The organism is Streptomyces sp. CA-243310 (genome assembly GCF_050936775.1).
Taxonomy (GTDB): domain Bacteria; phylum Actinomycetota; class Actinomycetes; order Streptomycetales; family Streptomycetaceae; genus Streptomyces.
Map to the genome: position 1 here is coordinate 2,770,514 of NZ_JBNJMF010000002.1, position 23,161 is coordinate 2,793,674.

Here is a 23,161-nt window from a genome sequence, read left to right on the forward strand (position 1 = left end):
CCCCCGAGGGGGGACCGTCGGCGATCCGGGCGAACGTCCCCGGCACGATCCGCGAGACGGCCTACAGCTCCTTGCGGGGCCGCCCGCCGCGGGCCTGCTTGGGTGTCTTCGGGGGCTTGACCTTGATCTCGACCCCGCCCCAGAAGGCGAAGCCGTTCACGACCACCCGCGGAGCCCCCGGTTCCGCACGCTCGGAGCTCGGGCGCTGATCGAAGGCGCCCATCACCCCGATGCCCCGAACGTCCACCTCCACGCCCGGCGGCACGGTGATCTGGATCCCGCCCATGACGGCGACGCAGGTGATCACCACCTCGCGCTCGGCGAAGTTCGCCTCCCGCAGGTCCAGCTCGCCGCCGCCCCAGAACGCCACCGCGTTGAAGCGGGCGGGCACCGTCCAGTGCCCCTTGCGCTGGAACCCGGACATCACGGCGACGGCAGTGGCGGAGGTGCCCGAGCCGCCGATCCGCGCGGGCCACGCGACACCGGAACCCGCGGGCGCGGGCTGCCCGGACGCCAACGGGGCCACGGCTCCCGGCGCGGCGGGCAGGTCGCGCGTCAGCGGTTCCAACTCACCGTAGGTACGGGACGCGTACGCCGCCTCCAGCCTCTCCTCGAACTCCTCCATGTCCAGCCGGCCCTCGGCGACGGCGTCCCGCAGGCGCTCCACCACCCGGTCCCGGTCGGCATCGGACGCCCTCAGCTCCGGCAACGGCCTCTCCGACCGATCGTCACTCATGTGGCCCAGCCTATGCAGTGATCCCGGCGAGTTGTATGGCCCGAGGGGCCCGCCGCACCCGGGCTTTACCCCGAGTCGCCCCGGACCCGCGCCGCGCGCCCCCGACCCGCGCCGTGCGCCCCCCTGCCCGAGGCGTCACCCCCGGCCGGCGTACATCCGTGCGATCACGTCCTCGATGTCCGGCTCGCGCACCGACAGGTCCACCAGCGGGTACTGCGCCGCCACCGCCGCCACCAGCGGCGCCGCCGACGCCTGCGCGGGGAACGCCAGCCACTGCCGGGGCCCGTCCACCCGCACCACCCGCGCCCCGACCACCTCGATCGGCGGGACCTCCCGTTCCAGGTCCACCACCAGCGTCCGCTCGCCCGCCCCGCCGGCCACCGACGTGTGCAACCCGCCCAGCGGGCCGTCGTACATCAACCGCCCGTGATCGATGACCATCACCCGCTCGCAGAGCTGCTCGATGTCCTGGAGGTCGTGCGTGGTCAGCAGGATCGTCGTGCCCAGCTCCTCGTTCAGTTGCCGCAGGAACCCGCGCACCCTCGCCTTGCTCACCACGTCGAGCCCGATCGTCGGCTCGTCCAGGTACAGCACGTCCGGATCGTGCAGCAGCGCCGCCGCGATGTCCCCGCGCATCCGCTGCCCCAAGGACAGTTGGCGTACCGGTACGTCGAGCAGTTCGGCCAGGTCCAACCGGTCCACGCAGCGTTCCAGGTTCTCCTTGAACCGCGCCGCCGGGATCCGGTACATCCGCCGCATCAGCCCGTAGGAGTCCTTCAGCGGCAGGTCCCACCAGAGCGTGGTGCGCTGCCCGAAGACCACCCCGATCCGGTGCGCGAGCCGCATCCGCTCCCGCGCCGGGTCGATGCCGGCCACGCGGAGCCGGCCGGCGCTCGGGGTGAGGATCCCCGTCAGCATCTTGATCGTGGTGGACTTGCCGGCGCCGTTCGGCCCGATGTAGCCGACGACCTCGCCGCGCGCGACCTCGAAGCTGATCCCGTCCACGGCCCTGACCCGGCGTTTCTCCCGACGCACCAGGCCCACGCGGCGTCGTACGTCGAAGACCTTCTCGACCCCGTCCAGCGAGATCAACGTGTCCGCTGCCATCCCTGCCTCAACTCCCCGTGCTGCGGTACGAACGAACTCCCGCGCGCCACGCCAGCGACGCGGGCAGGAACACCACGAAGGCCACCAGGGGGCTCAGGTAGGCCACCCATCCCGGCAGGCCCAGCGGATCGGGCCGTCCCAGCACGTGCAGTGCGGGCAGCCAGTTGACGAAGGCCAGCGGCACGATGAAGGTCACCCCGCGCAGCAGGTCCTTCGCGAAGACGGTCGGCGGGTACTGGAGCATCGTGCAGCCGCCGTAGGTGAAGGAGTTCTGCACCTCCGCCGCGTCGCCCGCGACGAACTGGAACGCCGCCCCGGCCACCATCACCGCCCCGAAGATCGCCGCCCCGGCGGTGATCATCACCGGTACCAGCAGCACCTTCCCGGGCGTCCACGCCACCTGGGGGCCCAGGGTCCAGAGCGCCCAGGTCAGGACACCCAGTCCCTGGGCGATCCGCCCCACCCGTCGCAACGCGAACCGGTCCGCCGCCACCTGCGCGAGCACCGGCACCGGCCGCACCAGCATCGTGTCGAGCGAGCCGTCCCGGATCCGGACACCGATCCGGTCGGTGTTGCCCAGCAGCAGGTCCGCGAGGCCCAGGGAGGCCGAGCAGGATCCGTACAGCAGGGCGACCTCGGGCAGGGTGAAGCCGCCCAGCACGTCCACGTGCGAGAACATGATGGAGATCGCCACGAAGTCGAGCAGGGTGATCACCGCGTTCCCGAAGGTGGACAGCAGGAACGACGTCCGGTACGTCATCGTCGAGCGGATCCACATCGCGGCGATCAGCCCGTAGCCGCGCAGCCCCTCCCGCACCCGACCGCGTCGCGGGAGGTCCGACAGTCCGACCGGCGACCGCTCCAGCGTCGCCTCAGCCACCCTGGACCACCACCTTGCGCGTCGCCGCCGACTGGAGCAGGCGACCCAGCCCCAGCAGGACGGCCGCCCAGAACACCTGGAACCCGAGCGCCCCGGCGGCGCCCCCGGCCCCGGAGTGCTTGCCCATCAACACGTCCATCGGCACCTGGAGCATCGCCGCCCACGGCAGGGCGCGGACGAACTCCCCGAAGGCGCCGGGGAAGATCGTCAGCGGCAGCAGCATCCCCGAGCAGAAGATCGACACGACGGTCGCCATCAGATTGATCCCGGCCCCGTCCATCAGCCAGAAGGCCGCCAGCCCGAGCAGGTAGCGCACCCCGAAGCCGACCACCAGTCCGAGCGTCACGGACACCGCGAAGAGCGCCCAGCGCCACGGGTCGGTCGGCAGCGCCAGCCGGAACGCGAGCGCGCCGGCCACGATCGGCAGCACCCCGCGCCCCAGCAGTTGGAAGGCGGCCCGGCCCAGGTCGGAGGCGAGCCACCACATCTGGAGGTCCGCCGGGCGGTACAGGTCCACGGCGATGTCCCCCGTGCGGACCCGCTCCTGGATCTCCTCCTGGAACCCGCCCCCGATGAGCGCCCCGGCCGCCAGCAGCGACTGGCTGACCCAGACGAAGGTGAGGGCCTCGGCCTGGTCGTACCCGCCGAGGCCGGGGCGCTCGTCCCAGAGCGCCATGTACGTGTACGCGACGATGAAACCGAACACGGTGTTGGTGAACACCCCGGCCGCGGTCGCCGTCCCGTAGGTGGCGTAGCGCCGGAATCCGCCGGCCGCGACGGCCGTGTAGAGAGCAGCTCTCTGACGCACCGTATCCCTCCGTTTCCCACGTCGTTCCTGTGTCGGCCAAAGCGCGCGAGCTTAGTGCGGAGGGGCGATCCACGCGACCGATTTATGCCCGTCCGGCGCGGAATCACCGGCCATCAGGTAGACACCATGAGGGACAGATGTGGACATTTGGCACGGCGGCCGCGAGGAGCCCAGGAGATGAGCGACCAGTCACCACCCCCGGGCTGGACTCCTCGCGACCCGGACTCCCCCGACGAACCGCAACCGGCCCCGAACCTCGGGCGTGGCCCCGGGGGCACGCCCCGGGACGAGGACGGCGGCGCGCGGACCGCCGCGCACCCCGCCGCGAACACGGGCCCGAAGCCCGGCAAGGGCAGGCGCGGGCGGACCGGTTGGCGCCGGGTTCTCCCCACCTGGCGCATGCTCCTGGGCGGCGTCCTGCTGATCGCCCTGCTGGTCGGCGGCGCCCTGGTCGCCGGCTACCTCCTGGTCCGCATCCCGCCCGCCAACGCCGCCGCCACCGCCCAGTCCAACGTCTACCTCTACGCCGACGGCTCCCCGCTCGCCCGTGACGGCGAGGTCGACCGGGTCAACGTCGCGCTCTCCCAGGTCCCGCTCACGGTCCAGGAGGCCGTACTGGCCGCCGAGGACCGGGACTTCCACTCCGAACGGGCGGTGGATCCCAAGGCGATGCTCCGCGCCGCGTGGAACACGCTCACCGGCAAGGGCAGGCAGTCCGGCTCGACCATCACCCAGCAGTACGTCAAGAACTACTACCTGGGCCAGGAACAGACGGTGAAGCGGAAGGCCAAGGAGTTCTTCATCGCGATCAAACTCGGCCGTGAGAAGTCGAAGGACTACATCCTGGAGGGCTATCTGAACTCCAGTTACTTCGGCCGCAACGCCTACGGCATCCAGGCCGCCGCCCAGGCCTACTACGGCAAGGACGTCGGTACCCTCGGCACCACCGAGGGCGCCTACCTCGCCACCCTCCTCAACTCCCCCAGCGCCTTCGACGTCGTCGCCCACCCGCAGAGCCGCGGTCGCGCCGTCGCCCGCTGGAACTACGTCCTCGACGGCATGGTGAAGAAGGGCTGGATGACCCCGGCCGAACGGGCGGCGGCCCGGTTCCCCGAACCCGGCAAACTCCGCCCGGCGGCGGGGCTGTCCGGGCAGCGCGGCTACCTCGTCGAAGCCGTCAAGGACTACATCGTCGATCGCGGGATCCTCGACGACAAGACCCTCGCCGAGGGGGGCTACCGGATCGCCACGACCATCGACAGGCGCCGCCAGAACGCCTTCGTCGCCGCCGTCGACACCGAGATGGTCGCCAGACTCGACCCGGTGAAGCGCAAGGCCGACCGCGTCGTGCGGGCCGGCGGGGTCTCCATCGACCCCGCCACCGGCAAGGTCGTCGCCATGTACGGCGGCATCGACTACACCCGCCAGTACGTGAACAACGCGACCCGGCACGACTACCAGGTGGCCTCCACCTTCAAACCGTTCGTGTTCGCCGCCGCCGTCGAGAACGACTCCCGCACCCAGGACGGCCGCCCCATCACCCCGAACACCGTCTACAACGGCGACAACAAGCGCCGGGTCGTCGGTACCCGGCTGGTCTACGCACCGGAGAACGAAGGGCAGTTGTCGTACGGGGACATCACCGTGACCACCGCCACCGACCTCTCCGTCAACACCGTGTTCGCCCAGATGGTCGTCGACGTCGGCACCGCCAAGGTCAGGAAGACCGCGGTCGCCCTCGGCATCCCCGCGAACACGCCGAACTGGGATCCCGGCCCGGCGATGGCGCTCGGCACCATCCAGGCCAGCGTCCTGGACATGACCCAGGCCTACGCGACGCTCGCCGACCACGGCCGCCGCACCCCGTACACCTTCCTGGAGAAGATCAGCAAGGGCGGCGACACCGTCCGCCTCCCCGACCGCGCCCCGCAGCAGGCCGTCAGCCGCGAATCGGCCGACACCACCACCTCGATGCTGGTCAGCGTGGTGGACAACGGCACCGGCACGGCCGCCCTCGCCGCCGGCCGGCCGGCGGCCGGCAAGACCGGCACCGCCGAACTGGACCGCGCCGCCTGGTTCGCCGCGTACACCCCGGACCTGGTCACGGTGGTCTCGATGATGGGCCAGGACCCCGACACGGGCAGGCCGGAGTCCCTGTACGGGGCGCTCGGCGAGACCCGCATCGGCGGCGGCGGGTATCCCGCGCGCATCTGGGCGGCGTACACCAAGACGGCCCTGGAGACCACGGACCCGGTCGACTTCGACCTCGAACTCCAGGAGGGCGCGGCCCCGCCCCCGGAGCCGCCCGTCGAGCCGAGCCGGCCGCAGAGCCCGGGCAGCCGGACCCCCGCCGCGCCCGTACCGCCGAGCCGGCCCGCCCGGCCGAGCGACGGCGGGGACCGGGGCGGCCGTGACCAGGGACAGACGCAGGGACAGGCACAGGGGCAGGACGGGGGCCGGGGCGGCGACCAGGGGCAGACCGACGGCGGACGGAACACGGGCGGTGACACCGACGGCGGGCAGAGTACCGAGGGCGACACCCAGGGCGGCCAGAGCAACGGCGGACAGGCCACCGCCGGCCGGACCACCGGCGGCGACACCGGTGGTGGCCAGACCCAGGGCGGCCAGAGCGCCGGGGGCGACGGCCAGGGCGACCGGCCCCCGGGCCAGGGCCCGGGCGGACCGCTCCGGGGCCGCCGTCCCCCGGCGGACTACCTGGAGTGACGCGCGCCGGCCCGAGGCGCGCGGCGGGGCGGCACCCGGTCAGTGACCGGAGGTCGCCTTCAGGCCCACGACGGCCACCAACAGCAGGCAGATGAAGAAGATCCGGGCGGCGGTGACGGGCTCACCCAACACCGCCATCCCCAGCACCGCCGCGCCGGCCGCACCGATGCCCACCCAGACCCCGTAGGCCGTGCCGATCGGCAGGGTCTTGGCGGCGTAGGACAGCAGCACCATGCTGGCGACGATCCCGGCGCCCGTGAACACGCTGGGCCAGAGTCGGGTGAATCCCTCGGTGAACTTCATGCCGATCGACCAGCCGACTTCGAGCAGACCGGCGACGACGAGCAGAACCCAGGCCATGACAGGCACCTCCGGAACGAGAGCGAACGGGGTGCGTCGTCTTGTCGTACAGCCAAGGCCACCCGGTACGGCGCGTCTCGTCGGGGTTCCTTCCCACCGTAGCAAAGGACGACGAAAAGGGCCGGTGACCTCGGCCACCAGCCCTTCGCCACGCCCGCGGCGCTCCTACAGGTACAGCCCGGTGGAGTCCTCGGCGCCCTCGAGCCGCTCCGCGGCCACCGCGTGCAGGTCCCGCTCGCGCATCAGCACGTACGTCGCCCCGCGCACCTCGACCTCGGCCCGGTCCTCGGGGTCGTACAGCACCCGGTCGCCGGGCTCCACGCCCCGGACGTTCTGTCCGACCGCGACCACCTCGGCCCAGGCGAGCCGCTTGCCCACCGCGGCCGTCGCCGGGATCAGGATGCCGCCGCCCGAGCGCCGCTCGCCCTCGGGAGAGTCGGATCGCACGAGCACGCGGTCGTGCAGCATGCGGATGGGCAGCTTGTCGTGGGTGGTGGTGTCGTCGCTCACGCCCCGAACCTACCCGCCCGTGCGCCCGGTGTACGCCGGCGGGCCATCAGCGCTTGCGGCGCACGGCCAGCACCACCAGACCGACGACACCGACCGCGAACAGCGCGACCGGCACGATCCGTTCGAGGCGCGGCGCTCCGTCGTCGTGCCGCAGACCGCCCTTCACGTCCGTCACCAGACGGTTCGCGGCGACGACGGCACGGCCGGCGGTGTGGTCGACGACGCCGACCACCTTGGCCTTGGCGTCCCCGACGATCGTCTTCGGGTGCACGCGCACACCGATCTCGTCGAGCGTCTCGGCGAGCTGCTCCCGGCGGCGGACGATGTCCGCCTCGATCTGTGCGGGGGTCCTGGCTTCCTGTGCGGGGGTCCTGGCTTCCGGCACCGCGCTGCCTCCGTCGTCGTGGTCGGTCGTGAAGGGGGCGTAGCCCACCCTGAACAGTCTGTCAGCTTAGTCTCGGACCGTACCGATCCCCTCCCGAGGAGACTCCTGACATGAGCGAGCGACTTGAGCCGGGCGACACCGCCCCCGCCTTCACCCTGCCCGACGCGGACGGCAACGAGGTCTCGCTTGCCTCCCACAAGGGCCGCAAGGTCATCGTGTACTTCTATCCGGCCGCCCTGACCCCGGGCTGCACCAAGCAGGCGTGCGACTTCACGGACAATCTGGCCGTATTGGCCCAGGCGGGTTACGACGTCATCGGCGTCTCCCCCGACAAGCCGGAGAAGCTGGCGAAGTTCCGCGAGCAGGAGAACCTGAAGGTGACCCTGGTCGGCGACCCCTCGAAGGAGGTCCTGGCGGCGTACGGGGCCTTCGGCGAGAAGAAGCTGTACGGCAAGACGGTCACCGGGGTCATCCGCTCGACGGTGGTCGTGGACGAGGACGGCAAGGTCGAGCGGGCCTTCTACAACGTCAAGGCCACCGGCCACGTGGCCAAGATCATCAAGGATCTGGGCATCTGATCCGACACGGGGGGGGCTGCGGCCGACGCACCCCAACTGCCGCGCGACCACCGACACATGGTGCCGGTGGGACCGCCGCCGCGGGCTCGACCGATCCTGTCGGCCGGGGCTTCCGACTGCCCGCTATCATGGCAGGCGGCCGGCGGCGGTGGCGCAACGGCGACGCAGCAGACTTAGGATCTGTGGCCCGTGAAACGGCTTGAGGGTTCGAATCCCTTCCGCCGCACCCATGAGGGCCTGTGAATCGAAACGCGATTCACAGGCCCTTCGTGCTATCCGAGCAGTTCGCGGATCACCGGGACCAGCGCCCGGAAGGCCTGACCCCGGTGGGAGATGGCGTTCTTCTCCGCCGCGGAGAGTTCCGCGCAGGTGCGGGTGTCGCCCGAGGGCTGGAGGATCGGGTCGTAGCCGAAGCCGCCGGCGCCTGCCGGGGTGTGGCGCAGGGTGCCCAGGAGCCGGCCCTCGACGACGCGTTCGGTTCCGTCCGGGAGGGCGAGGGCGGCGGCGCAGGCGAAGTGGGCGCCGCGGTGCTCGTCGGCGATGTCCCCGATCTGGGCGAGGAGCAGGTCCAGGTTGGCCTGGTCGTCGCCGTGGGTGCCGGCCCACCGGGCGGAGAAGATGCCGGGGGCGCCGTTCAGGACGTCCACGCAGAGGCCGGAGTCGTCGGCCACGGCCGGCAGGCCGGTGGCCCGGGCGAGGGCGTGCGCCTTGAGCAGGGCGTTCTCGGCGAAGGTGACGCCGGTTTCCTTGACGTCGGGGATCTCCGGGTACGCGTCCGCGCCGACCAGCTCGTGCGGCAGGCCGGCGTCGGACAGGATGGCGTGGAGTTCGGAGATCTTGCCCGCGTTGCGGGTGGCGAGGATCAGGCGCGGCGAGGTCGTCATGCGCCGATTATCCCGCGCCGCCCGGCGGCGCCCGGCGACGGGTCAGCCGGGAGTGCAGACCTTGGAGATCTCCGAGGCGGCGTCGGCGACCGGCTGGATGTCGGGGTTGACGTTGCCGCCCTCGATGGAGGTGCGGACGTTCTTCACGGCGGTGGTCATCGAGTCGATGGCCTTGCCCAGGTCGGCGTTGTCGGTCTGGTCGCCGATCTTCTTCAGGTTGGTGTCGATGGTGTTGAGCGCGTTCTGCGCGTCCTGCGGACTGTTGCCGGCCTGCGAGACGGCCTGCTGGAGGTCGTTGGCGCTGTCCGCGATGGCCACGGCGGTGCTGGCGCAGTCCATCGCGGTGGAGATGGCGTCGCAGGAGGCGAGCGCCGGCACGGCGAGGGCGGCCGCGAGGGCGACGGCGGCTATGCGGTGCTTCGGCTTGGGCGAGAGCTTCATGCGGGTCCCCCCGGGAGTCGTGGATGCCCGGGTCCGCGGTGCGCGGATGCCCGGATGCGCGGATACGTGGATACGTGGACGGGCGCACGGTGGTGACACCGTGCGCCCGTACCGCGTATCCGCGTAGACGCCGGGCGAGGCCCGGCGGTTGCCGTCAGGGGGCCTGGAGCTCCAGGGCGCCGAGCTGGAGGGCCTGGAGGTCGGCGCAGCCGCCGGCGGCGAGGTCGAGGAGGGCGTTCAGTTCCTTGCGGTCGAAGGGCTCGCCCTCGGCGGTGCCCTGGACCTCGACGAAGCGGCCGTCGCCGGTGCAGACGACGTTCATGTCGGTCTCGGCGCGGACGTCCTCCTCGTAGCAGAGGTCGAGGAGGGGTTCGCCGTCGACGATGCCGACGCTGACGGCGGCCACGGTGCCGACGAGGGGCTTGCGGCCGGCCTTGATCAGCTTCTTCTTCTGGCCCCAGGCCACGGCGTCGGCGAGGGCGACGTAGGCGCCGGTGATGGCGGCGGTGCGGGTGCCGCCGTCGGCCTGGAGGACGTCGCAGTCGAGGACGATCGTGTTCTCGCCGAGGGCCTTGTAGTCGATGACGGCGCGCAGCGAGCGGCCGATCAGGCGGGAGATCTCGTGGGTGCGCCCGCCGATCTTGCCGCGGACGGACTCGCGGTCGCCGCGGGTGTTGGTGGAGCGGGGCAGCATCGAGTACTCGGAGGTGACCCAGCCCTCGCCGCTGCCCTTGCGCCAGCGCGGGACGCCCTCGGTGAAGGAAGCGGTGCAGAAGACCTTCGTGTCGCCGAAGGAGATGAGGACGGAGCCCTCTGCGTGCTTGCTCCATCCGCGTTCGATGGTGACCGGGCGGAGCTGTTCGGGCGTGCGGCCGTCGATGCGAGACATGGGGGCGAGCCTAGTCGGTGCCGGGGTACGAGAAGACCCCGTCCGGGTGGGTCCGGTACGGGGTCCTGCCCTACGGGCGCGGGGTGCGCGCGCGAGGGTGCCGAGCGGGTGGGCTCAGCTCACATCATGTCTTCGATGTCGGCGGCGATCGGGTCGGCGTCGGTGCCGATGACGACCTGGATCGCGGTGCCCATCTTGACGACGCCGTGGGCGCCGGCGGCCTTCAGCGCGGCCTCGTTGACCAGGCCCGGGTCCTTGACCTCGGTGCGCAGGCGGGTGATGCAGCCCTCGACCTCTTCGATGTTGTCGATACCGCCGAGCCCGGCGACGATCTTCTCAGCCTTGGTGGCCATCTGTTTCTCCCTGAGTGTTTCGAAGAACGAGTCTCGGCGGCCGGATGCCTGACTGCCCACCCGAAGCTCCGCTTCGTCACGGTAACTCACGGTTGGCCCATCTACACGAGCGCGTGCCCGGCATCTGCCGAATGATGACGATCAGCATCAACCCGCCCTCCGGGCGGGTTGAATGCCATCGCGTCACAAGTGGTCTACACCAGTGTGCCGCACGTGGCGCGAGTGCCAAAACGGGCCGGTCAGGGAGGACGCCGATGAGCACGAGCAGTGCGGCGGCAGTGCCGCCACAACAGTGGTGGAACGGCCTGTTCCAGGGGCTGCAGAAGATGGGGCGCAGCCTCCAGCTGCCCATCGCCGTGCTGCCCGCCGCGGGCATCCTCAACCGTCTCGGCCAACCCGACGTCTTCGGCGCCGAGGGCCTCGGCTGGAACGACGTGGCGAGGGTCATGGCGAGCGCGGGCGGCTCCCTGCTCAACGCCGACCTGGGCCTGCCCATCCTCTTCTGCATCGGCGTCGCGATCGGCATGGCCAAGAAGGCGGACGGTTCGACCGCGCTGGCCGCGGTCGTCGGCTTCCTCGTCTACCGGAGCGTGCTGCGCGCCTTCCCCCAGCCCTGCCCGGAGGGGACCCGCGACATCGGGGGCGGCTGCCTGGGGGCGGACGGCGCGTTCGCCGAGTACACCTTCCAGAACCCGGGGGTCTTCGGCGGCATCGTGATGGGCCTGTTGTCGGCCTGGTTCTGGCAGCGCTACCACCGGGTGAAGCTGGTCGACTGGTTGGGCTTCTTCAACGGCCGTCGCCTGGTCCCGATCATCATGGCGTTCGTCGGGATCGGGTTCGCCGTCATCTGCCTGTGGATCTGGCCGCCGATCGGTGACGCGCTGGAGAGCTTCTCCGACTGGCTGGTGGGGCTGGGCTCCTGGGGCGCGGGCATCTTCGGCGTCGCGAACCGCGCACTGCTGGTGATCGGCCTGCACCAGTTCCTGAACGTGCCGGTGTGGTTCCAGTTCGGCAGTTACACCAAGCCGGACGGGCAGGTGGTCCACGGTGACATCGCCATGTTCCTGGCCGGCGACCCGAACGCCGGACAGTTCCTCTCCGGCTTCTTCCCGATCATGATGTTCGCGCTCCCGGCGGCGGCGCTGGCCATCACGCACTGCGCGAAGCCTGCGCGCCGCAAGGAGGTCGGCGGCCTGATGCTGTCCGTGGCCCTGACGTCCTTCGTCACCGGCATCACGGAACCGCTGGAGTACTCGTTCCTGTTCGTGGCGCCGCTGCTCTACGTGATCCACGCGCTGCTGACGGGCGTCTCGATGGCGGTGACGTGGGCGCTCGGCGTCCACGACGGCTTCAGCTTCTCGGCCGGCCTGATCGACTACGTCATCAACTGGGGGCTCGCCACGAAGCCCTGGCTGATCATCCCGATCGGCCTGGGATTCGCGGCCGTCTACTACGCGGTGTTCCGTTTCGCGATCACGCGGTTCGACATCCCGACGCCGGGTCGGGAGACGGACGAGGAGATCGAGGCGATGGAGGCGGACAACACCAAGGCGTAGCGGCGGCCCGGGGCTCGGCCCGGACGCGGCCGGGCGAGGGATTGCCCAATCAGCCCATATCATCGTCGTTCGGGCTCAACCGCGCGGCAGAAGCCCCCGGATCACGATCCGGGGGCTTCTGCCGCGCCCCGGCGACGGCCTTGATCGTCCCGCCGACCGTGCGCGGCACCCGATGAGGAACGTGACCCAGACCACAGGAAAACGAAGGTTCCTTATCTAACCCTCACCGTGCTACAACTGGTCTACACCACGCATTGGTGTAGACCACGCCCGCTTCCCCCGGCGGCGTGTCCCCCTTTTTCGAGACGTCGCCGTCCCTCTTGGTCCACCCCCCTGGCGGCGCCTTGCTCCCCGGAGGAAGTTATGAGTACGGCTACTGACGCCGCGGCGCCCCCCGCCAAGAAGCGGAGCGCCGGCCTGATCCAGGGTCTCCAGAAGGTCGGCCGCAGCCTCCAGCTGCCCATCGCCGTCCTGCCGGCCGCGGGCATCCTGCTGCGCCTCGGCCAGCCCGACGTCTTCGGCAAGGACGGCCTCGGCTGGGGCAAGGTCGCCACGGTGTTCGCCACCGCCGGTGACGCCGTCTTCTCCAACCTGCCCCTGCTCTTCTGCATCGGCGTGGCCATCGGCTTCGCCAAGAAGTCGGACGGCTCCACGGCGCTCGCCGCGCTCGTCGGCTTCCTGGTCTACAAGAACGTGCTCACCGCCTTCCCGGTGACCGAGGCCATCGTCAACACCACCGAGAACAAGGGTGTGGACGTCGCCGCGACGTACAACAACCCGGGTGTGCTCGGCGGCATCATCATGGGTCTGCTCGCCGCGATCCTGTGGCAGCGCTTCCACCGCACCAAGCTGGTGGACTGGCTCGGCTTCTTCAACGGCCGTCGCCTCGTCCCGATCATCATGGCCTTCGTCGGCGTCCTCGCGGGCGTGTTCTTCGGCCTGGTCTGGGAGCCGATCGGCGAGGTCATCTCCAACTTCGGCGAGTGGATGACCGGCTTGGGCGCCGGCGGTGCGGGTCTCTTCGGCCTGATCAACCGCGGACTGATCCCGATCGGCATGCACCAGTTCGTGAACACGGTCGCCTGGTTCCAGATCGGCGACTTCACCAACGCCGCCGGTGAGGTCGTGCACGGCGACCTGAACCGCTTCTTCGCCGGTGACCCGGAGGCCGGTCTGTTCATGACGGGCTTCTTCCCGATCATGATGTTCGGTCTCCCCGCAGCGGCCCTCGCCATCGCGCACACCGCCCGTCCGGAACGCCGCAAGGCCGTCACCGGCATGATGGTCTCGCTCGCCCTCACCTCGTTCGTCACGGGTGTCACCGAGCCCATCGAGTTCTCGTTCATGTTCATCGCACCGCTGCTGTACGCGATCCACGCCGTGCTGACCGCCATCTCCATGGCCGTCACCTGGGCGCTCGGGGTCCACGCGGGCTTCACCTTCTCCGCCGGCCTGATCGACCTCGGTCTCGGCTGGAACAAGGCGAGCAGCCCCTGGATGATCATCCCGATCGGGCTCGTCTTCGCGGCGATCTACTACGTGGTCTTCCGCTTCGCGATCACCAGGTTCAACCTTCCGACGCCGGGCCGTGAGTCCGACGAGGAGATCGCGGAGATGGAGAAGGCCGAGGCCAAGTAGGCCCCGCGCCACACCACCCCGCACGCACGAAAGGCCCCCGCACTCCCGGAAGGGAGGGCGGGGGCTTCGTCGTACGTGCGGGATGGGCGCGGGACGACGCCGGTGCGTCAGACCTCGTAGACGGCGCCCGGGTGCGCCAGATCGACCCGGCCGTCGTAGACCGCGCGGGCGTCGGCGAGGTTCTGCTCGGCGTCCGTCCACGGTGGCACGTGGGTCAGGACGAGCCGGCCGACCTTGCCGCCGCGCGCGTACTCGCCGGCCTCGCGGCCGTTGAGGTGGAGGTCCGGGATGTCCTCCTTGCCGTGCGTGAAGGAGGCCTCGCACAGGAACAGGTCGGCGCCCTCGGCCAACAGGCCCAGCTCGGCGCAGGTCCCGGTGTCCCCGGAGTAGGTGAGGGAGCGGCCCTCGTGCTCGACGCGGATGGCGTACGAGTCCACGGGGTGGCAGACCTTCTCGGTGCGGACCTGGAACGGGCCGATCTCGAAGCTGCCGGACTTCAGGGTGCGGAAGTCGAAGACCTCGCTCATCGAGTTCGCGTCGGGCACGTCCTCGTACGCCGTGGTGAGCCGCTGTTCGGTGCCCTCGGGTCCGTAGACGGGGATCGTTCCGCAGCGACCGCCCTCGTGCCGGTAGTAGCGGGCGACGAAGTACGCGCACATGTCGATGCAGTGGTCGGCGTGCAGGTGGCTCAGGAAGATCGCGTCGAGGTCGTAGAGGCCGCAGTGGCGCTGGAGCGCGCCGAGGGAACCGTTGCCCATGTCGAGGAGCAGCCGGAAACCGTCGGCCTCGACGAGGTAGCTCGAACAGGCCGATTCCGCGGACGGGAACGACCCCGAGCAGCCGACGACGGTGAGCTTCATGGAGCGTGAACCTCCGTGGACGGTCCGTGGACGGAATGCGGGCCGTGCGTGGGTCGAGCGTAAGGCGCGAAACGTCCGGTCGCTCCTCCGCGGCGGGCCGTTGTGGGGCGAATCACCTGTGCTGTCACCCGGGGGAGCGACGGCGGGTACGGACGTTGCCACGGCTGCCGTGCCGGGGGGCCGTCGCGAGACTACGGTCGGAACATGGACACGTCCTGGTGGCCCGCCGTGGCCGCGGCCGTCGCCGTGGTCGTGCTGGTGCTGGTCCCCGGGCCGGGCCGGTGGGTCGGGCGGGGCCGTGCGACGCCGCACGGTCCCGGGCCGCCGCCCCGGGTGCGGCCGGGTGAACTGTGGACCCTGACGGACGGGCGACCGTGCCTGGTGTTGTCCGTACGGGCCGGGCGGGCGCGGGTCGCGTGGATCACCCGTAAGTACGACGACCGGCGCGCGGGGGTGATCCCGTTGCCGCCGGGGGTGGTCGGGGCCCAGGGCCGCAAGAGCTTCCTGGAGGCGGACCGGCCGCAGGAGGTGTCCCTGTGGGAGTTCGCGCGCCGGTCGGGCGTGGTGGACCCGACGGTGTGGGACGAGGTCAAGGGACTCGGCGGAGGAGCGGGATGACGGTGTCGACGGTGCGGGTGCGGCGTGTCCACGATGCCCCCGATCCGGGGGCGGACGGCGTACGGGTCCTCGTGGACCGGCTCTGGCCGCGCGGGGTGTCGAAGGCGGCGGCCGCCGTGGACGAGTGGCCGAAGGCGGTGACCCCGTCGACGGAGCTGCGGAAGTGGTTCCACGCGGGCGCGGGGACGGCGGCGGAGTTCCGGGCCCGCTACGAGGCGGAACTGACGGCGCCGGAGGCGGTGGCGGAGCTGGACCGGCTGCGGGCGCTGGTCGCGGCGGGACCGGTGACGCTGCTGACGGCGGTGAGGGACCCGGGGTCGAGCCACGCGGCGGTCCTGGCGGAGCTGCTCCGGGCGGGCTGACCCGACCGGGCCGGGCCCGTCCCCGCGGGGCGGGGCCGGGCCGGGCTCGGACGGTGCGGTCGGGCTCAGGCCCAGAGCTGACCCTGGAGGACCTCGATGGCCTCCTCGGTCGTCTCGGCCGTGTAGACGCCGGTGGACAGGTACTTCCAGCCGCCGTCCGCGACCACGAAGACGATGTCGGCGCTCTCCCCGGCCGCGACCGCCTTGCGGCCCACGCCGATCGCCGCGTGCAGGGCGGCGCCCGTGGAGACGCCCGCGAAGATGCCCTCCTCGCGCAGGAGTTCCCGGGTGCGGGTGACCGCGTCGGCCGAGCCGACCGAGAAGCGGGTGGTGAGCACCGAGGCGTCGTACAGCTCGGGGACGAAGCCCTCGTCGAGGTTGCGCAGCCCGTAGACCAGGTCGTCGTAGCGGGGTTCCGCGGCGACGATCCTGACGCCGGGCACGTGCTCGCGCAGGTAGCGGCCGACGCCCATCAGGGTGCCGGTGGTACCGAGGCCGGCGACGAAGTGGGTGATCGACGGGAGGTCGGCGAGGATCTCCGGTCCGGTCGTGGCGTAGTGGGCGCCCGCGTTGTCCGGGTTCCCGTACTGGTAGAGCATCACCCAGTCGGGGTGCTCGGCCGCCAGTTCCTTCGCCACCCGCACGGCGGTGTTCGAACCGCCCGCCGCAGGGGACGGGATGATCTCGGCTCCCCACATCCGAAGGAGGTCGCGGCGCTCCTGCGAGGTGTTCTCGGGCATGACGCACACGATCCGGTAGCCCTTGAGCTTCGCGGCCATGGCGAGCGAGATGCCCGTGTTGCCGGAGGTGGGCTCCAGGATGGTGCAGCCCGGGAACAGCCGCCCGTCCTTCTCGGCCTGCTCGACCATGTGGAGCGCGGGGCGGTCCTTGATCGAGCCGGTCGGGTTCCGGTCCTCCAGCTTCGCCCAGATCCGCACGTCGGCGGAGGGCGAGAGCCGGGGCAGCCGGACCAGCGGCGTGTTGCCCACGGCCGCGAGCGGGGAGTCGTAACGCATTACTTGGATCCCGCCCGTCGCCCGACCACCACCCCGGCCGGACGCGGCTGCGCCGCGGCAGATCCTCCCGCCACGGCCGGGAGGATGGTGACGTTGTCGCCGTCCTTGAGCTCGGTGGAGATCCCCGCGAGGAAGCGGACGTCCTCGTCGTTGAGGTAGACGTTCACGAAGCGGCGCAGTTCGCCGCCCTTGGACTCGTCGACGATGCGCTCCCGGATGCCCTTGTGGCGGGTCTCCAGGTCCGAGAACAGGTCGGCCAGGGTGCCGCCCTCACCGGTGACGGCCTTCTCGCCGTCGGTGTAGGTGCGGAGGATGGTGGGGATGCGGACCTCGATGGCCATGGCAGGCTCCAGTGTCGTCTAAGCGTGAAGAGTGGGAACGCGCGTGGGGGCCCAGCGCGGCAGGGCTGTGGTGCTCAGGCAGCAGGACAGATGGCGCTTGCGAGGCGGCACAGGTCGACGTGCAGCCGCGCCACGAGCAGCAGCCTGCCGGGCGTCTCGATGCTCACGTCGTGGGAAACCATGCGGTCATGTTAACGATTCCCGGTCCCCCGTTTGGAGTGTGATCCCGCATCGTGGACCGATACCGCTCACATACTGGTCAGTAGGTCTCGACGACCCGCACTTCCTCCTCCGAGATCACCCCGTCGACGATCCGGTACGAGCGGAACTGGAACTCCCCGAGCCCGTCCTGGTCGGCCGTCGAGACCAGCACGTAGTGCGCTCCGGGCTCGTTGGCGTAGGTGACGTCGGTGCGCGAGGGGTAGGCCTCGGTCGCGGTGTGCGAGTGGTAGACGATCGCGGGTTCCTCGTCGCGGTCGTCGAGTTCGCGGTAGAGCTTGAGCAGGTCCTTGGAGTCGAACTCGTAGAACGTGGGCGACCGGGCCGCGTTCAGCATCGGGATGAACCGCTCCGGGCGGCCGGTGCCCGCCGGGCCGGCCACGATCCCGCACGCCTCGTCGGGGTGGTCCTTGCGGGCGTGCTCCACGATCCGGTCGTACAGCGTCTGGGTGAGGGTCAGCATGAGCGACAGGATAAGCAGACGGGCCCGCTCGTACCGAGGCGTGGTACGAGCGGGCCCGAATGGCGGACACAAGCCCCGGATCGGCGGGGCCGGCGCGGTTCCCGGCCGTGACAGGCGGCCGGGACCCGCGGGGCGGGCGGCGGCCCCGGAGGGCCGCCGGAGGGGCTACGCGCCCTTCGAGACCTCGTCGGCCGGGGCGGACCCGGCGCTCTTGTCGAAGGCCGCGCCCGACGGGTTGCGGGACTTCATGACCAGGTAGGAGACACCCAGGATCAGACCCCACAGCGGGGCGCAGTACAGGGAGACCCGCGCGTCCTTGTCGGCGCCCATCATCACGATGACCATGCCGATGAAGAGCAGCGCGAACCAGCTCGTGTACGGGGCTCCGGGCGCCCGGAACGGGGACTGCGGCAGCAGGCCGCGGTCCGCCTTGGCGCGGTAGCGGATCTGGCAGACCAGGATCATGATCCAGGCCCACATGCCCGAGATGGTGGCGAAGGAGACGACGTAGTCGAAGGCCTTGCCCGGGGCCACGTAGTTGATCCAGACGCCGACCAGCATCAGGGCCGCGGAGAAGGTGGTGCCGACGAGCGGGGTGCCGCTCTTGGTGAGCTTCGCGAAGAACTTCGGGCCCTGGCCGTTGAGCGCGAGGTCGCGCAGCATGCGGCCGGTGGAGTACATGCCCGAGTTGCAGGACGACAGCGCGGCGGTCAGCACGACGAAGTTGACGATGGCGGCGCCGACGCCGAGGCCCATCTTCTCGAAGGCGGCCACGAAGGGGCTGACACCGGGCTGGAACTCGTGCCACGGGACGACCGACAGGATCATGATCAGCGCGCCGACGTAGAAGACGGCGATGCGCCACGGCACGGTGTTGATGGCCTTGGGCAGGGTCTTCTCGGGGTTCTTGGACTCGCCGGCGGTGACGCCGACCAGCTCGACCGCGAGGAAGGCGAACATGACGATCTGCAGGGTCATCAGCGTGCCGCCGATGCCCTTGGGGAAGAAGCCGCCGTCGTTCCACAGGTTCGTGACGGTCGCCGTGTCGGCGGCGTCGGAGAAGCCGATGGTGAGGATGCCGGCGCAGATCAGGATCATGCCGACGATGGCGGTGACCTTGACCATGGAGAACCAGAACTCCAGCTCACCGAAGAGCTTCACGGAGATCAGGTTGGCGCCGTAGAGGATGACCGTGAAGATCAGCGCGTACGCCCATTGCGGGAAGCTGTCATGGGTCCAGTACGACATGTACTGCGCGGCCGCGGTGACCTCGGTGATGCCGGTGACCACCCAGAACAGCCAGTACGTCCAGCCGGTCACGTAGCCCCAGAAGGGGCCGAGGAACTCGCGGGCGTAGTCCGAGAACGACCCGGACACCGGGCGGTACATGAGCAGCTCGCCCAGGGCCCGCATGATGAAGAAGATGACCAGGCCCGCGATGGCGTAGGCCAGGATCAGGCTGGGGCCGGCCTTGGAGATGGCCTTGCCCGCTCCCAGGAACAGGCCGGTGCCGATGGCCCCGCCGATCGCGATCATCTGGATCTGGCGGGCGCCGAGTGCGCGGTGGTAACCCTCGCCGCCCTCGGCCCCGGTGCCCTCGCCGGGCGTCTTGTCGTGCTCGACCTGCACAGAGGTCATGTCTTGGTGCGCCTTTCTCCACGCCGACCCGCGCCTTCGAAAGGCTGCGGATCGGGTCCTCGATCCCCCCGGATACGGATGGAGTTGCACGCCGGCGATCAGCCGGTTCAAGCGAGCCGGGGGACATGGGTGGCGCCCCGTCGGCGGTCGTGAAGATTTATCACGGGCTTATGGGTGCCGGAGCGGCAGAAATGTGACGCGGGGCATAAAAAAATCGGGACACAGGGCCCCCAAAGCGATCAGATCACCGCATCGCGGTGATCTGATCGTTATCCGGATTTGAGCGTCCGCTGAGCGAACGGCTCGGCGCCTCAGAGGGTCTCGATGAGCGTCTCCTGGAGGCCGCCCAGCCAGAGGTACGCCATCACCATCGGCTTGCGCGGATCGTCGTCCGGCAGCCGGAACAGCACGGCGCTCTCGTCGTCCTCCGTGATGTCCAGACGGGCCGCGATGGTCAGCCGCAGGTCGTTGAGCGCGCCCAGCCAGCGCAGCCGCAGCTCCCCGGTCAGCTCCAGCACCGCCGCGCCGTCGCCGGCCGGGGTGAGTCGGTCCAGGCTGCGCACGACGGCCAGCGCGTCCTCCCGCTTGCGGGTGCGCAGGTCGTTCTCGGTGAAGCGGCGGAACTCCGCGGACCGCGCGGTCAGCTCGGCGGGATCCACGGCCCCTTCCCTCGCGCCCGGGCCTCCGTACGCGTCGGGGAAGAGCCGGGCCAGCGCCGGGTCGGACGGCGGCTCGGTGGGGCCGTCGGAGGCGAAGAGCAGGGCCAGCGGGTCGGCGTCGGCGGCCGGTTCGGGTTCGCCCGGGCCGATCAGCTCCAGCAGTTGCACGGCCAGGGAGCGCAGGATGGAGATCTCGATCTCCTCCAGCGCGACGGCGGCGCCCTCGCCGTCCTTCACGGGTTCGAACGCGCCGCTCATCAGTTGCGCTCCTGGGAGAGCGTCGCCCACAGGCCGTAGCCGTGCATGGCCTGCACGTCGCGTTCCATCTCCTCGCGGGTGCCGCTGGAGACGACGGCCCGTCCCTTGCGGTGGACGTCGAGCATCAGCTTGGTCGCCTTGTCCTTGGGATAGCCGAAGTACGCCTGGAACACGTACGTCACGTAGCTCATGAGGTTGACCGGGTCGTTGTGCACCAGGGTCACCCAGGGGACGTCGGGTTCGGGGACCGCGAAGGTCTCTTCGGCCGATTCGGTGCGTTCGATCTCTACGGGAGCAACACTCACTTGTCCCATGCTGCCACTGCGACCGGCCCGTCGCACAAACGGGCCCCTACATCTCGTCACTCTGACGAGATGTGCGCTAGCATCCGTGACATGAACCCTGCGGACCTGGGCCTGCCGGTGGACGTGCCGTCGACAGCGCTCTTCACGGACCATTACGAGCTCACCATGTTGCAGGCCGCCCTGGCCAACGGCGCCGCCGACCGGCGTTCGGTCTTCGAGGTCTTCACCCGACGGCTGCCCGAGGGGCGTCGCTACGGAGTCGTGGCGGGCACCGGACGGGTACTGGACGCGGTGGAGAACTTCCGCTTCGACGCCGCCGTGCTGGAGTTCCTGCGCGAGCGGGCCGTCGTCGACATGCGCACCCTGGACTGGCTGGCCTCGTACCGCTTCTCCGGCGACATCTGGGGCTACCCGGAGGGCGAGGTCTACTTCCCCGGCTCTCCGGTACTGCGGGTGGAGGGCAGCTTCGCCGAGTGCGTGCTGCTGGAGACGGTGATCCTCTCGATCCTCAACCACGACTCGGCCATCGCCGCCGCCGCCTCCCGGATGTCCTCGGCGGCCGGTGACCGGCCGCTCATCGAGATGGGCGCGCGGCGCACGCACGAACTGGCGGCGGTGGCGGCCTCGCGCGCCGCCTACGTCGGCGGTTTCACCTCCACCTCGGACCTTGCGGCCGGCTTCCGCTACGGCATTCCCACCGTCGGCACGAGCGCCCACGCCTTCACGCTGGTGCACGACAACGAGCGGGACGCCTTCACCGCACAGGTGGCCTCGCTGGGCAGCGGGACCACGCTGCTGGTGGACACGTACGACGTCGCGGAGGCGGTGCGGACGGCCGTGGAGGTCGCCGGCACCGGGCTCGGCGCGGTGCGCATCGACTCCGGCGACCTGCTGCTGGTCGCCCACCGGGTGCGGCAGCAGCTCGACGAGCTGGGGGCGACCTCGACGAGGATCGTGGTCACCTCGGACCTGGACGAGTACGCCATCGCCTCGCTGGCGGCGGCTCCGGTGGACGCCTACGGCGTCGGGACGCAGCTGGTGACCGGCAGCGGGCACCCGACGTGCTCGATGGTCTACAAGCTGGTGGCGCGGGCGACGTCCGCGGACCCGAAGGCGGCGCTGGTGCCCGTGGCGAAGAAGTCCACGGGCGGCAAGACGTCGGTCGGGGGCCGCAAGTGGGCGGCCCGTCGCACGGACGCCGACGGCGTGGCCGAGGCCGAGGTCCTGGGCACCGGCCCGGTGCCGGCGGCGCTGGCCGACCGGCAGTTGCTCGTCCAGCTGGTCAAGGGCGGCGAGGTGGTGGCTCGCGAACCGCTGGAGGCGGTGCGGGACCGGCACCGGGCGGTGCTGGGCCGGCTTCCGCTGTCCGCGACGCAGCTGTCGCGCGGCGAGGCCGTGATCCCGACCGAGTACGCGTAGCCGGCCCGACGGGAGGGGTGGGCCGGCCCCGCGGGGGCGCTCCCCGCCCCGCCGACCGCGCCCCGGCCGCGTTCACGGCCCAGGTTCGGGAAGGCGTGGGGCGGGGGAAGAGCCACGCGCACCGGCACATCACATCGACCTAAGGACACGCGACATGCACCGCGCACTGATCGTCGTCGACGTACAGAACGACTTCTGCGAGGGCGGCAGCCTCGCGGTCACCGGCGGGGCCGATGTCGCCGCCGCGATCACCGAGCTGATCGGTCAGGCCACGCCCGGCTACCGGCACGTCGTGGCCACCCGCGACCACCACGTCGACCCCGGGTCGCACTTCGCCCGCCCGCCGGCCGAGCCGGACTACGAGACCTCCTGGCCCGTGCACTGCGTCGCGGGCACCGAGGGCGTCGGGTTCCACCCGAACTTCGCCCCGGCCGTGGCGTCCGGCGCCGTCGCCGCCGTCTTCGACAAGGGGGCGTACGAGGCCGCGTACAGCGGGTTCGAGGGGCAGGACGAGAACGGCGCGGGCCTCGCCGAGTGGCTGCGGGAGCGGCACGTCACCGAGGTCGACGTCGTCGGCATCGCCACCGACCACTGTGTCCGGGCCACCGCCCTCGACGCGGTCCGGGCCGGCTTCGCCACCAGCGTGCTGCTGGACCTGACGGCCGCCGTGTCCCCGCACACCGCCGCGCGGGCCCTGGAGGAGCTCCACGCGGCCGGCGTGACCCTGGTGGGCGGCCAGGCGGCCCGGGTCCGGCAGGACCCGCGCGAGACGGCCTGAGGCCCGTCCGCGCGACCCTGCCCGGGTGCCCCGGGACGACCCGCGGCCCGGTCTACCCGCCCAGGAGGGCTCGTATCGGGTGCCAGAGCTCCTGCGCCCGGTCGGGGGCGTTGCGCCACAGCAGGCCGTCGGGGTGGTGCAGGACGGCGGTCACCTCGTCCGGGGTCGGGGCCTGGTCGTTGCCCCGCAGGTAGACGGCCCGCATGCCGAGGTTCCGCAGCCTGGTCAGGGCGCGGGCCCGGTTCGCGGCGTGCACCAGCACGCGGACATTTCCGCCCTCACCGGACGGCCTCGGCAGCGTGAGCGCGACCACCACGCTGCCGCCTGGCAATCTGACGAAACCTCCACCGGGCATGATCTTCAGCTCCCCCGTCAA

General features: G+C 71.0%; 28 protein-coding genes, 1 tRNA gene and 1 riboswitch. Of the genes, 9 read left to right on the forward strand and 20 right to left on the reverse strand.

Annotated features, from left to right (window positions below):
• Nucleotides 1-61 precede the first annotated feature (61 nt).
• The 4 genes from ACQEVM_RS30090 to ACQEVM_RS30105 all read right to left on the reverse strand — a co-directional run bounded on the left by ACQEVM_RS30090 (nt 62) and on the right by ACQEVM_RS30105 (nt 3,531).
• Nucleotides 62-736: a DUF1707 SHOCT-like domain-containing protein gene (locus ACQEVM_RS30090; protein ID WP_433084175.1), complete on the reverse strand. Its 675-nt coding sequence runs from the start codon at nt 734-736 to the stop codon at nt 62-64.
• Nucleotides 737-871: 135 nt separating this feature from the next.
• Nucleotides 872-1,843, reverse strand: coding sequence for an ABC transporter ATP-binding protein (locus ACQEVM_RS30095; protein ID WP_433084177.1), 972 nt, complete (start codon nt 1,841-1,843; stop codon nt 872-874).
• 7 nt (nt 1,844-1,850) lie between these two features.
• Nucleotides 1,851-2,621 (reverse strand): ABC transporter permease, encoded by a 771-nt coding sequence (locus ACQEVM_RS30100; protein WP_433085467.1) that lies wholly within the window; start codon nt 2,619-2,621, stop codon nt 1,851-1,853.
• A 94-nt stretch (nt 2,622-2,715) separates the two neighbouring features.
• A complete protein-coding gene (locus ACQEVM_RS30105; protein ID WP_433084179.1) occupies nt 2,716-3,531 on the reverse strand; it encodes an ABC transporter permease in 816 nt (271 codons plus the stop codon).
• A 177-nt stretch (nt 3,532-3,708) separates the two neighbouring features.
• Here ACQEVM_RS30105 and ACQEVM_RS30110 point away from each other — a divergent pair, with 177 nt between their 5' ends.
• On the forward strand, nt 3,709-6,255 hold the full coding sequence (locus ACQEVM_RS30110) for a transglycosylase domain-containing protein (protein ID WP_433084181.1): 2,547 nt from the start codon (nt 3,709-3,711) through the stop codon (nt 6,253-6,255).
• 39 nt (nt 6,256-6,294) lie between these two features.
• On the opposite strand, the gene ACQEVM_RS30115 is transcribed toward ACQEVM_RS30110, so the two are convergent.
• From ACQEVM_RS30115 to ACQEVM_RS30125, 3 genes are all read right to left on the reverse strand, one after another.
• Entirely contained in the window at nt 6,295-6,615 is a 321-nt protein-coding gene (locus ACQEVM_RS30115) for a DMT family transporter (protein ID WP_007264331.1), read from the reverse strand.
• A gap of 30 nt (nt 6,616-6,645) precedes the next feature.
• A riboswitch (guanidine-III (ykkC-III) riboswitch) is annotated at nt 6,646-6,728 on the reverse strand.
• A gap of 52 nt (nt 6,729-6,780) precedes the next feature.
• The gene (locus tag ACQEVM_RS30120; RefSeq protein WP_433085469.1) at nt 6,781-7,083 is read right to left on the reverse strand and encodes a GroES family chaperonin; all 303 of its coding nucleotides are present in this window, start codon (nt 7,081-7,083) and stop codon (nt 6,781-6,783) included.
• A gap of 88 nt (nt 7,084-7,171) precedes the next feature.
• Complete coding sequence (locus ACQEVM_RS30125) at nt 7,172-7,510, reverse strand: DUF3618 domain-containing protein (RefSeq protein ID WP_433085471.1); 339 nt, start codon at nt 7,508-7,510, stop codon at nt 7,172-7,174.
• A 110-nt stretch (nt 7,511-7,620) separates the two neighbouring features.
• On the opposite strand from ACQEVM_RS30125, the gene bcp reads away from it, so the two are divergent.
• Together bcp and ACQEVM_RS30135 are read left to right on the forward strand one after the other, a co-directional pair.
• Nucleotides 7,621-8,088, forward strand: a complete 468-nt coding sequence (gene bcp, locus ACQEVM_RS30130; RefSeq protein WP_266947601.1) for a thioredoxin-dependent thiol peroxidase — start codon at nt 7,621-7,623, stop codon at nt 8,086-8,088.
• A 142-nt stretch (nt 8,089-8,230) separates the two neighbouring features.
• Nucleotides 8,231-8,314: transfer RNA gene (locus ACQEVM_RS30135), tRNA-Leu, on the forward strand.
• A 46-nt stretch (nt 8,315-8,360) separates the two neighbouring features.
• Here the strand turns inward: ACQEVM_RS30135 and rdgB are convergent.
• The 4 genes from rdgB to ACQEVM_RS30155 form a co-directional block, all read right to left on the reverse strand.
• Nucleotides 8,361-8,972 carry an RdgB/HAM1 family non-canonical purine NTP pyrophosphatase gene (rdgB, locus tag ACQEVM_RS30140; protein ID WP_433084184.1) on the reverse strand — a complete coding sequence of 204 codons (612 nt, stop codon included), beginning with the start codon at nt 8,970-8,972 and terminating at the stop codon, nt 8,361-8,363.
• Between the two features lie 42 nt (nt 8,973-9,014).
• A complete protein-coding gene (locus ACQEVM_RS30145) occupies nt 9,015-9,413 on the reverse strand; it encodes a hypothetical protein (RefSeq protein WP_433084186.1) in 399 nt (132 codons plus the stop codon).
• A gap of 154 nt (nt 9,414-9,567) precedes the next feature.
• Nucleotides 9,568-10,302 carry a ribonuclease PH gene (gene rph / locus ACQEVM_RS30150; protein ID WP_053683092.1) on the reverse strand — a complete coding sequence of 245 codons (735 nt, stop codon included), beginning with the start codon at nt 10,300-10,302 and terminating at the stop codon, nt 9,568-9,570.
• Between the two features lie 119 nt (nt 10,303-10,421).
• Nucleotides 10,422-10,715: a glucose PTS transporter subunit EIIB gene (locus ACQEVM_RS30155; RefSeq protein ID WP_433084189.1), complete on the reverse strand. Its 294-nt coding sequence runs from the start codon at nt 10,713-10,715 to the stop codon at nt 10,422-10,424.
• Between the two features lie 194 nt (nt 10,716-10,909).
• Here ACQEVM_RS30155 and ACQEVM_RS30160 point away from each other — a divergent pair, with 194 nt between their 5' ends.
• Both ACQEVM_RS30160 and ACQEVM_RS30165 read left to right on the forward strand, forming a co-directional pair.
• Nucleotides 10,910-12,211 (forward strand): PTS transporter subunit EIIC, encoded by a 1,302-nt coding sequence (locus tag ACQEVM_RS30160; protein ID WP_433084191.1) that lies wholly within the window; start codon nt 10,910-10,912, stop codon nt 12,209-12,211.
• Between the two features lie 363 nt (nt 12,212-12,574).
• Nucleotides 12,575-13,849 carry a PTS transporter subunit EIIC gene (locus tag ACQEVM_RS30165; RefSeq protein WP_433084193.1) on the forward strand — a complete coding sequence of 425 codons (1,275 nt, stop codon included), beginning with the start codon at nt 12,575-12,577 and terminating at the stop codon, nt 13,847-13,849.
• Between the two features lie 107 nt (nt 13,850-13,956).
• Here the strand turns inward: ACQEVM_RS30165 and ACQEVM_RS30170 are convergent, their stop codons facing one another.
• Nucleotides 13,957-14,709, reverse strand: a complete 753-nt coding sequence (locus tag ACQEVM_RS30170) for an MBL fold metallo-hydrolase (RefSeq protein ID WP_267802817.1) — start codon at nt 14,707-14,709, stop codon at nt 13,957-13,959.
• A 204-nt stretch (nt 14,710-14,913) separates the two neighbouring features.
• Here ACQEVM_RS30170 and ACQEVM_RS30175 point away from each other — a divergent pair, with 204 nt between their 5' ends.
• Together ACQEVM_RS30175 and ACQEVM_RS30180 are read left to right on the forward strand one after the other, a co-directional pair.
• Nucleotides 14,914-15,327, forward strand: a complete 414-nt coding sequence (locus ACQEVM_RS30175; RefSeq protein WP_433084196.1) for a hypothetical protein — start codon at nt 14,914-14,916, stop codon at nt 15,325-15,327.
• Nucleotides 15,324-15,689: a DUF488 domain-containing protein gene (locus ACQEVM_RS30180; RefSeq protein ID WP_433084198.1), complete on the forward strand. Its 366-nt coding sequence runs from the start codon at nt 15,324-15,326 to the stop codon at nt 15,687-15,689. Before ACQEVM_RS30175 ends, ACQEVM_RS30180 begins: the two co-directional genes overlap by 4 nt.
• Before the next feature lie 65 nt (nt 15,690-15,754).
• Here the strand turns inward: ACQEVM_RS30180 and ACQEVM_RS30185 are convergent, their stop codons facing one another.
• The 7 genes from ACQEVM_RS30185 to clpS all read right to left on the reverse strand — a co-directional run bounded on the left by ACQEVM_RS30185 (nt 15,755) and on the right by clpS (nt 20,597).
• Nucleotides 15,755-16,705: a PLP-dependent cysteine synthase family protein gene (locus ACQEVM_RS30185; protein ID WP_053683079.1), complete on the reverse strand. Its 951-nt coding sequence runs from the start codon at nt 16,703-16,705 to the stop codon at nt 15,755-15,757.
• On the reverse strand, nt 16,705-17,046 hold the full coding sequence (locus tag ACQEVM_RS30190; protein ID WP_433084200.1) for a MoaD/ThiS family protein: 342 nt from the start codon (nt 17,044-17,046) through the stop codon (nt 16,705-16,707). Before ACQEVM_RS30190 ends, ACQEVM_RS30185 begins: the two co-directional genes overlap by 1 nt.
• A gap of 74 nt (nt 17,047-17,120) precedes the next feature.
• Complete coding sequence (locus ACQEVM_RS30195; protein ID WP_311736929.1) at nt 17,121-17,228, reverse strand: putative leader peptide; 108 nt, start codon at nt 17,226-17,228, stop codon at nt 17,121-17,123.
• Nucleotides 17,229-17,305: 77 nt separating this feature from the next.
• Nucleotides 17,306-17,728 (reverse strand): Mov34/MPN/PAD-1 family protein, encoded by a 423-nt coding sequence (locus ACQEVM_RS30200; protein WP_433084203.1) that lies wholly within the window; start codon nt 17,726-17,728, stop codon nt 17,306-17,308.
• A 165-nt stretch (nt 17,729-17,893) separates the two neighbouring features.
• Nucleotides 17,894-19,366, reverse strand: a complete 1,473-nt coding sequence (locus ACQEVM_RS30205; RefSeq protein WP_433084205.1) for an amino acid permease — start codon at nt 19,364-19,366, stop codon at nt 17,894-17,896.
• Between the two features lie 311 nt (nt 19,367-19,677).
• Entirely contained in the window at nt 19,678-20,283 is a 606-nt protein-coding gene (locus tag ACQEVM_RS30210) for a DUF2017 domain-containing protein (RefSeq protein ID WP_433084207.1), read from the reverse strand.
• The gene (clpS, locus tag ACQEVM_RS30215) at nt 20,283-20,597 is read right to left on the reverse strand and encodes an ATP-dependent Clp protease adapter ClpS (protein ID WP_433084209.1); all 315 of its coding nucleotides are present in this window, start codon (nt 20,595-20,597) and stop codon (nt 20,283-20,285) included. The genes ACQEVM_RS30210 and clpS overlap by 1 nt, the downstream gene beginning before the upstream one ends.
• Nucleotides 20,598-20,678: 81 nt before the next feature.
• Between clpS and ACQEVM_RS30220 the strand changes: the two genes are divergently transcribed.
• Together ACQEVM_RS30220 and ACQEVM_RS30225 are read left to right on the forward strand one after the other, a co-directional pair.
• Entirely contained in the window at nt 20,679-22,007 is a 1,329-nt protein-coding gene (locus ACQEVM_RS30220; RefSeq protein ID WP_433084211.1) for a nicotinate phosphoribosyltransferase, read from the forward strand.
• Between the two features lie 154 nt (nt 22,008-22,161).
• Nucleotides 22,162-22,785, forward strand: coding sequence for a nicotinamidase (locus ACQEVM_RS30225; protein WP_433084213.1), 624 nt, complete (start codon nt 22,162-22,164; stop codon nt 22,783-22,785).
• A gap of 52 nt (nt 22,786-22,837) precedes the next feature.
• Here the strand turns inward: ACQEVM_RS30225 and ACQEVM_RS30230 are convergent, their stop codons facing one another.
• Nucleotides 22,838-23,140 carry a hypothetical protein gene (locus ACQEVM_RS30230; protein WP_433084215.1) on the reverse strand — a complete coding sequence of 101 codons (303 nt, stop codon included), beginning with the start codon at nt 23,138-23,140 and terminating at the stop codon, nt 22,838-22,840.
• Between the last annotated feature and the right edge of the window lie 21 nt (nt 23,141-23,161).

Coding starts and splice junctions, on each gene's coding strand:
- ACQEVM_RS30210 (WP_433084207.1), bottom strand. CDS start 20,283: ATGAGCGGCGCGTTCGAACCCGTGAAGGACGGCGAGGGCGCCGCCGTC.
- ACQEVM_RS30090 (WP_433084175.1), bottom strand. CDS start 736: ATGAGTGACGATCGGTCGGAGAGGCCGTTGCCGGAGCTGAGGGCGTCC.
- ACQEVM_RS30230 (WP_433084215.1), bottom strand. CDS start 23,140: ATGCCCGGTGGAGGTTTCGTCAGATTGCCAGGCGGCAGCGTGGTGGTC.
- ACQEVM_RS30165 (WP_433084193.1), top strand. CDS start 12,575: ATGAGTACGGCTACTGACGCCGCGGCGCCCCCCGCCAAGAAGCGGAGC.
- ACQEVM_RS30205 (WP_433084205.1), bottom strand. CDS start 19,366: ATGACCTCTGTGCAGGTCGAGCACGACAAGACGCCCGGCGAGGGCACC.
- ACQEVM_RS30095 (WP_433084177.1), bottom strand. CDS start 1,843: ATGGCAGCGGACACGTTGATCTCGCTGGACGGGGTCGAGAAGGTCTTC.
- ACQEVM_RS30190 (WP_433084200.1), bottom strand. CDS start 17,046: ATGGCCATCGAGGTCCGCATCCCCACCATCCTCCGCACCTACACCGAC.
- ACQEVM_RS30185 (WP_053683079.1), bottom strand. CDS start 16,705: ATGCGTTACGACTCCCCGCTCGCGGCCGTGGGCAACACGCCGCTGGTC.
- ACQEVM_RS30180 (WP_433084198.1), top strand. CDS start 15,324: ATGACGGTGTCGACGGTGCGGGTGCGGCGTGTCCACGATGCCCCCGAT.
- ACQEVM_RS30175 (WP_433084196.1), top strand. CDS start 14,914: ATGGACACGTCCTGGTGGCCCGCCGTGGCCGCGGCCGTCGCCGTGGTC.
- ACQEVM_RS30220 (WP_433084211.1), top strand. CDS start 20,679: ATGAACCCTGCGGACCTGGGCCTGCCGGTGGACGTGCCGTCGACAGCG.
- clpS (WP_433084209.1), bottom strand. CDS start 20,597: ATGGGACAAGTGAGTGTTGCTCCCGTAGAGATCGAACGCACCGAATCG.
- ACQEVM_RS30110 (WP_433084181.1), top strand. CDS start 3,709: ATGAGCGACCAGTCACCACCCCCGGGCTGGACTCCTCGCGACCCGGAC.
- ACQEVM_RS30170 (WP_267802817.1), bottom strand. CDS start 14,709: ATGAAGCTCACCGTCGTCGGCTGCTCGGGGTCGTTCCCGTCCGCGGAA.
- rdgB (WP_433084184.1), bottom strand. CDS start 8,972: ATGACGACCTCGCCGCGCCTGATCCTCGCCACCCGCAACGCGGGCAAG.
- ACQEVM_RS30225 (WP_433084213.1), top strand. CDS start 22,162: ATGCACCGCGCACTGATCGTCGTCGACGTACAGAACGACTTCTGCGAG.
- ACQEVM_RS30160 (WP_433084191.1), top strand. CDS start 10,910: ATGAGCACGAGCAGTGCGGCGGCAGTGCCGCCACAACAGTGGTGGAAC.
- ACQEVM_RS30100 (WP_433085467.1), bottom strand. CDS start 2,621: ATGTGGATCCGCTCGACGATGACGTACCGGACGTCGTTCCTGCTGTCC.
- ACQEVM_RS30120 (WP_433085469.1), bottom strand. CDS start 7,083: ATGCTGCACGACCGCGTGCTCGTGCGATCCGACTCTCCCGAGGGCGAG.
- ACQEVM_RS30200 (WP_433084203.1), bottom strand. CDS start 17,728: ATGCTGACCCTCACCCAGACGCTGTACGACCGGATCGTGGAGCACGCC.
- bcp (WP_266947601.1), top strand. CDS start 7,621: ATGAGCGAGCGACTTGAGCCGGGCGACACCGCCCCCGCCTTCACCCTG.
- ACQEVM_RS30195 (WP_311736929.1), bottom strand. CDS start 17,228: ATGGTTTCCCACGACGTGAGCATCGAGACGCCCGGCAGGCTGCTGCTC.
- rph (WP_053683092.1), bottom strand. CDS start 10,302: ATGTCTCGCATCGACGGCCGCACGCCCGAACAGCTCCGCCCGGTCACC.
- ACQEVM_RS30115 (WP_007264331.1), bottom strand. CDS start 6,615: ATGGCCTGGGTTCTGCTCGTCGTCGCCGGTCTGCTCGAAGTCGGCTGG.
- ACQEVM_RS30145 (WP_433084186.1), bottom strand. CDS start 9,413: ATGAAGCTCTCGCCCAAGCCGAAGCACCGCATAGCCGCCGTCGCCCTC.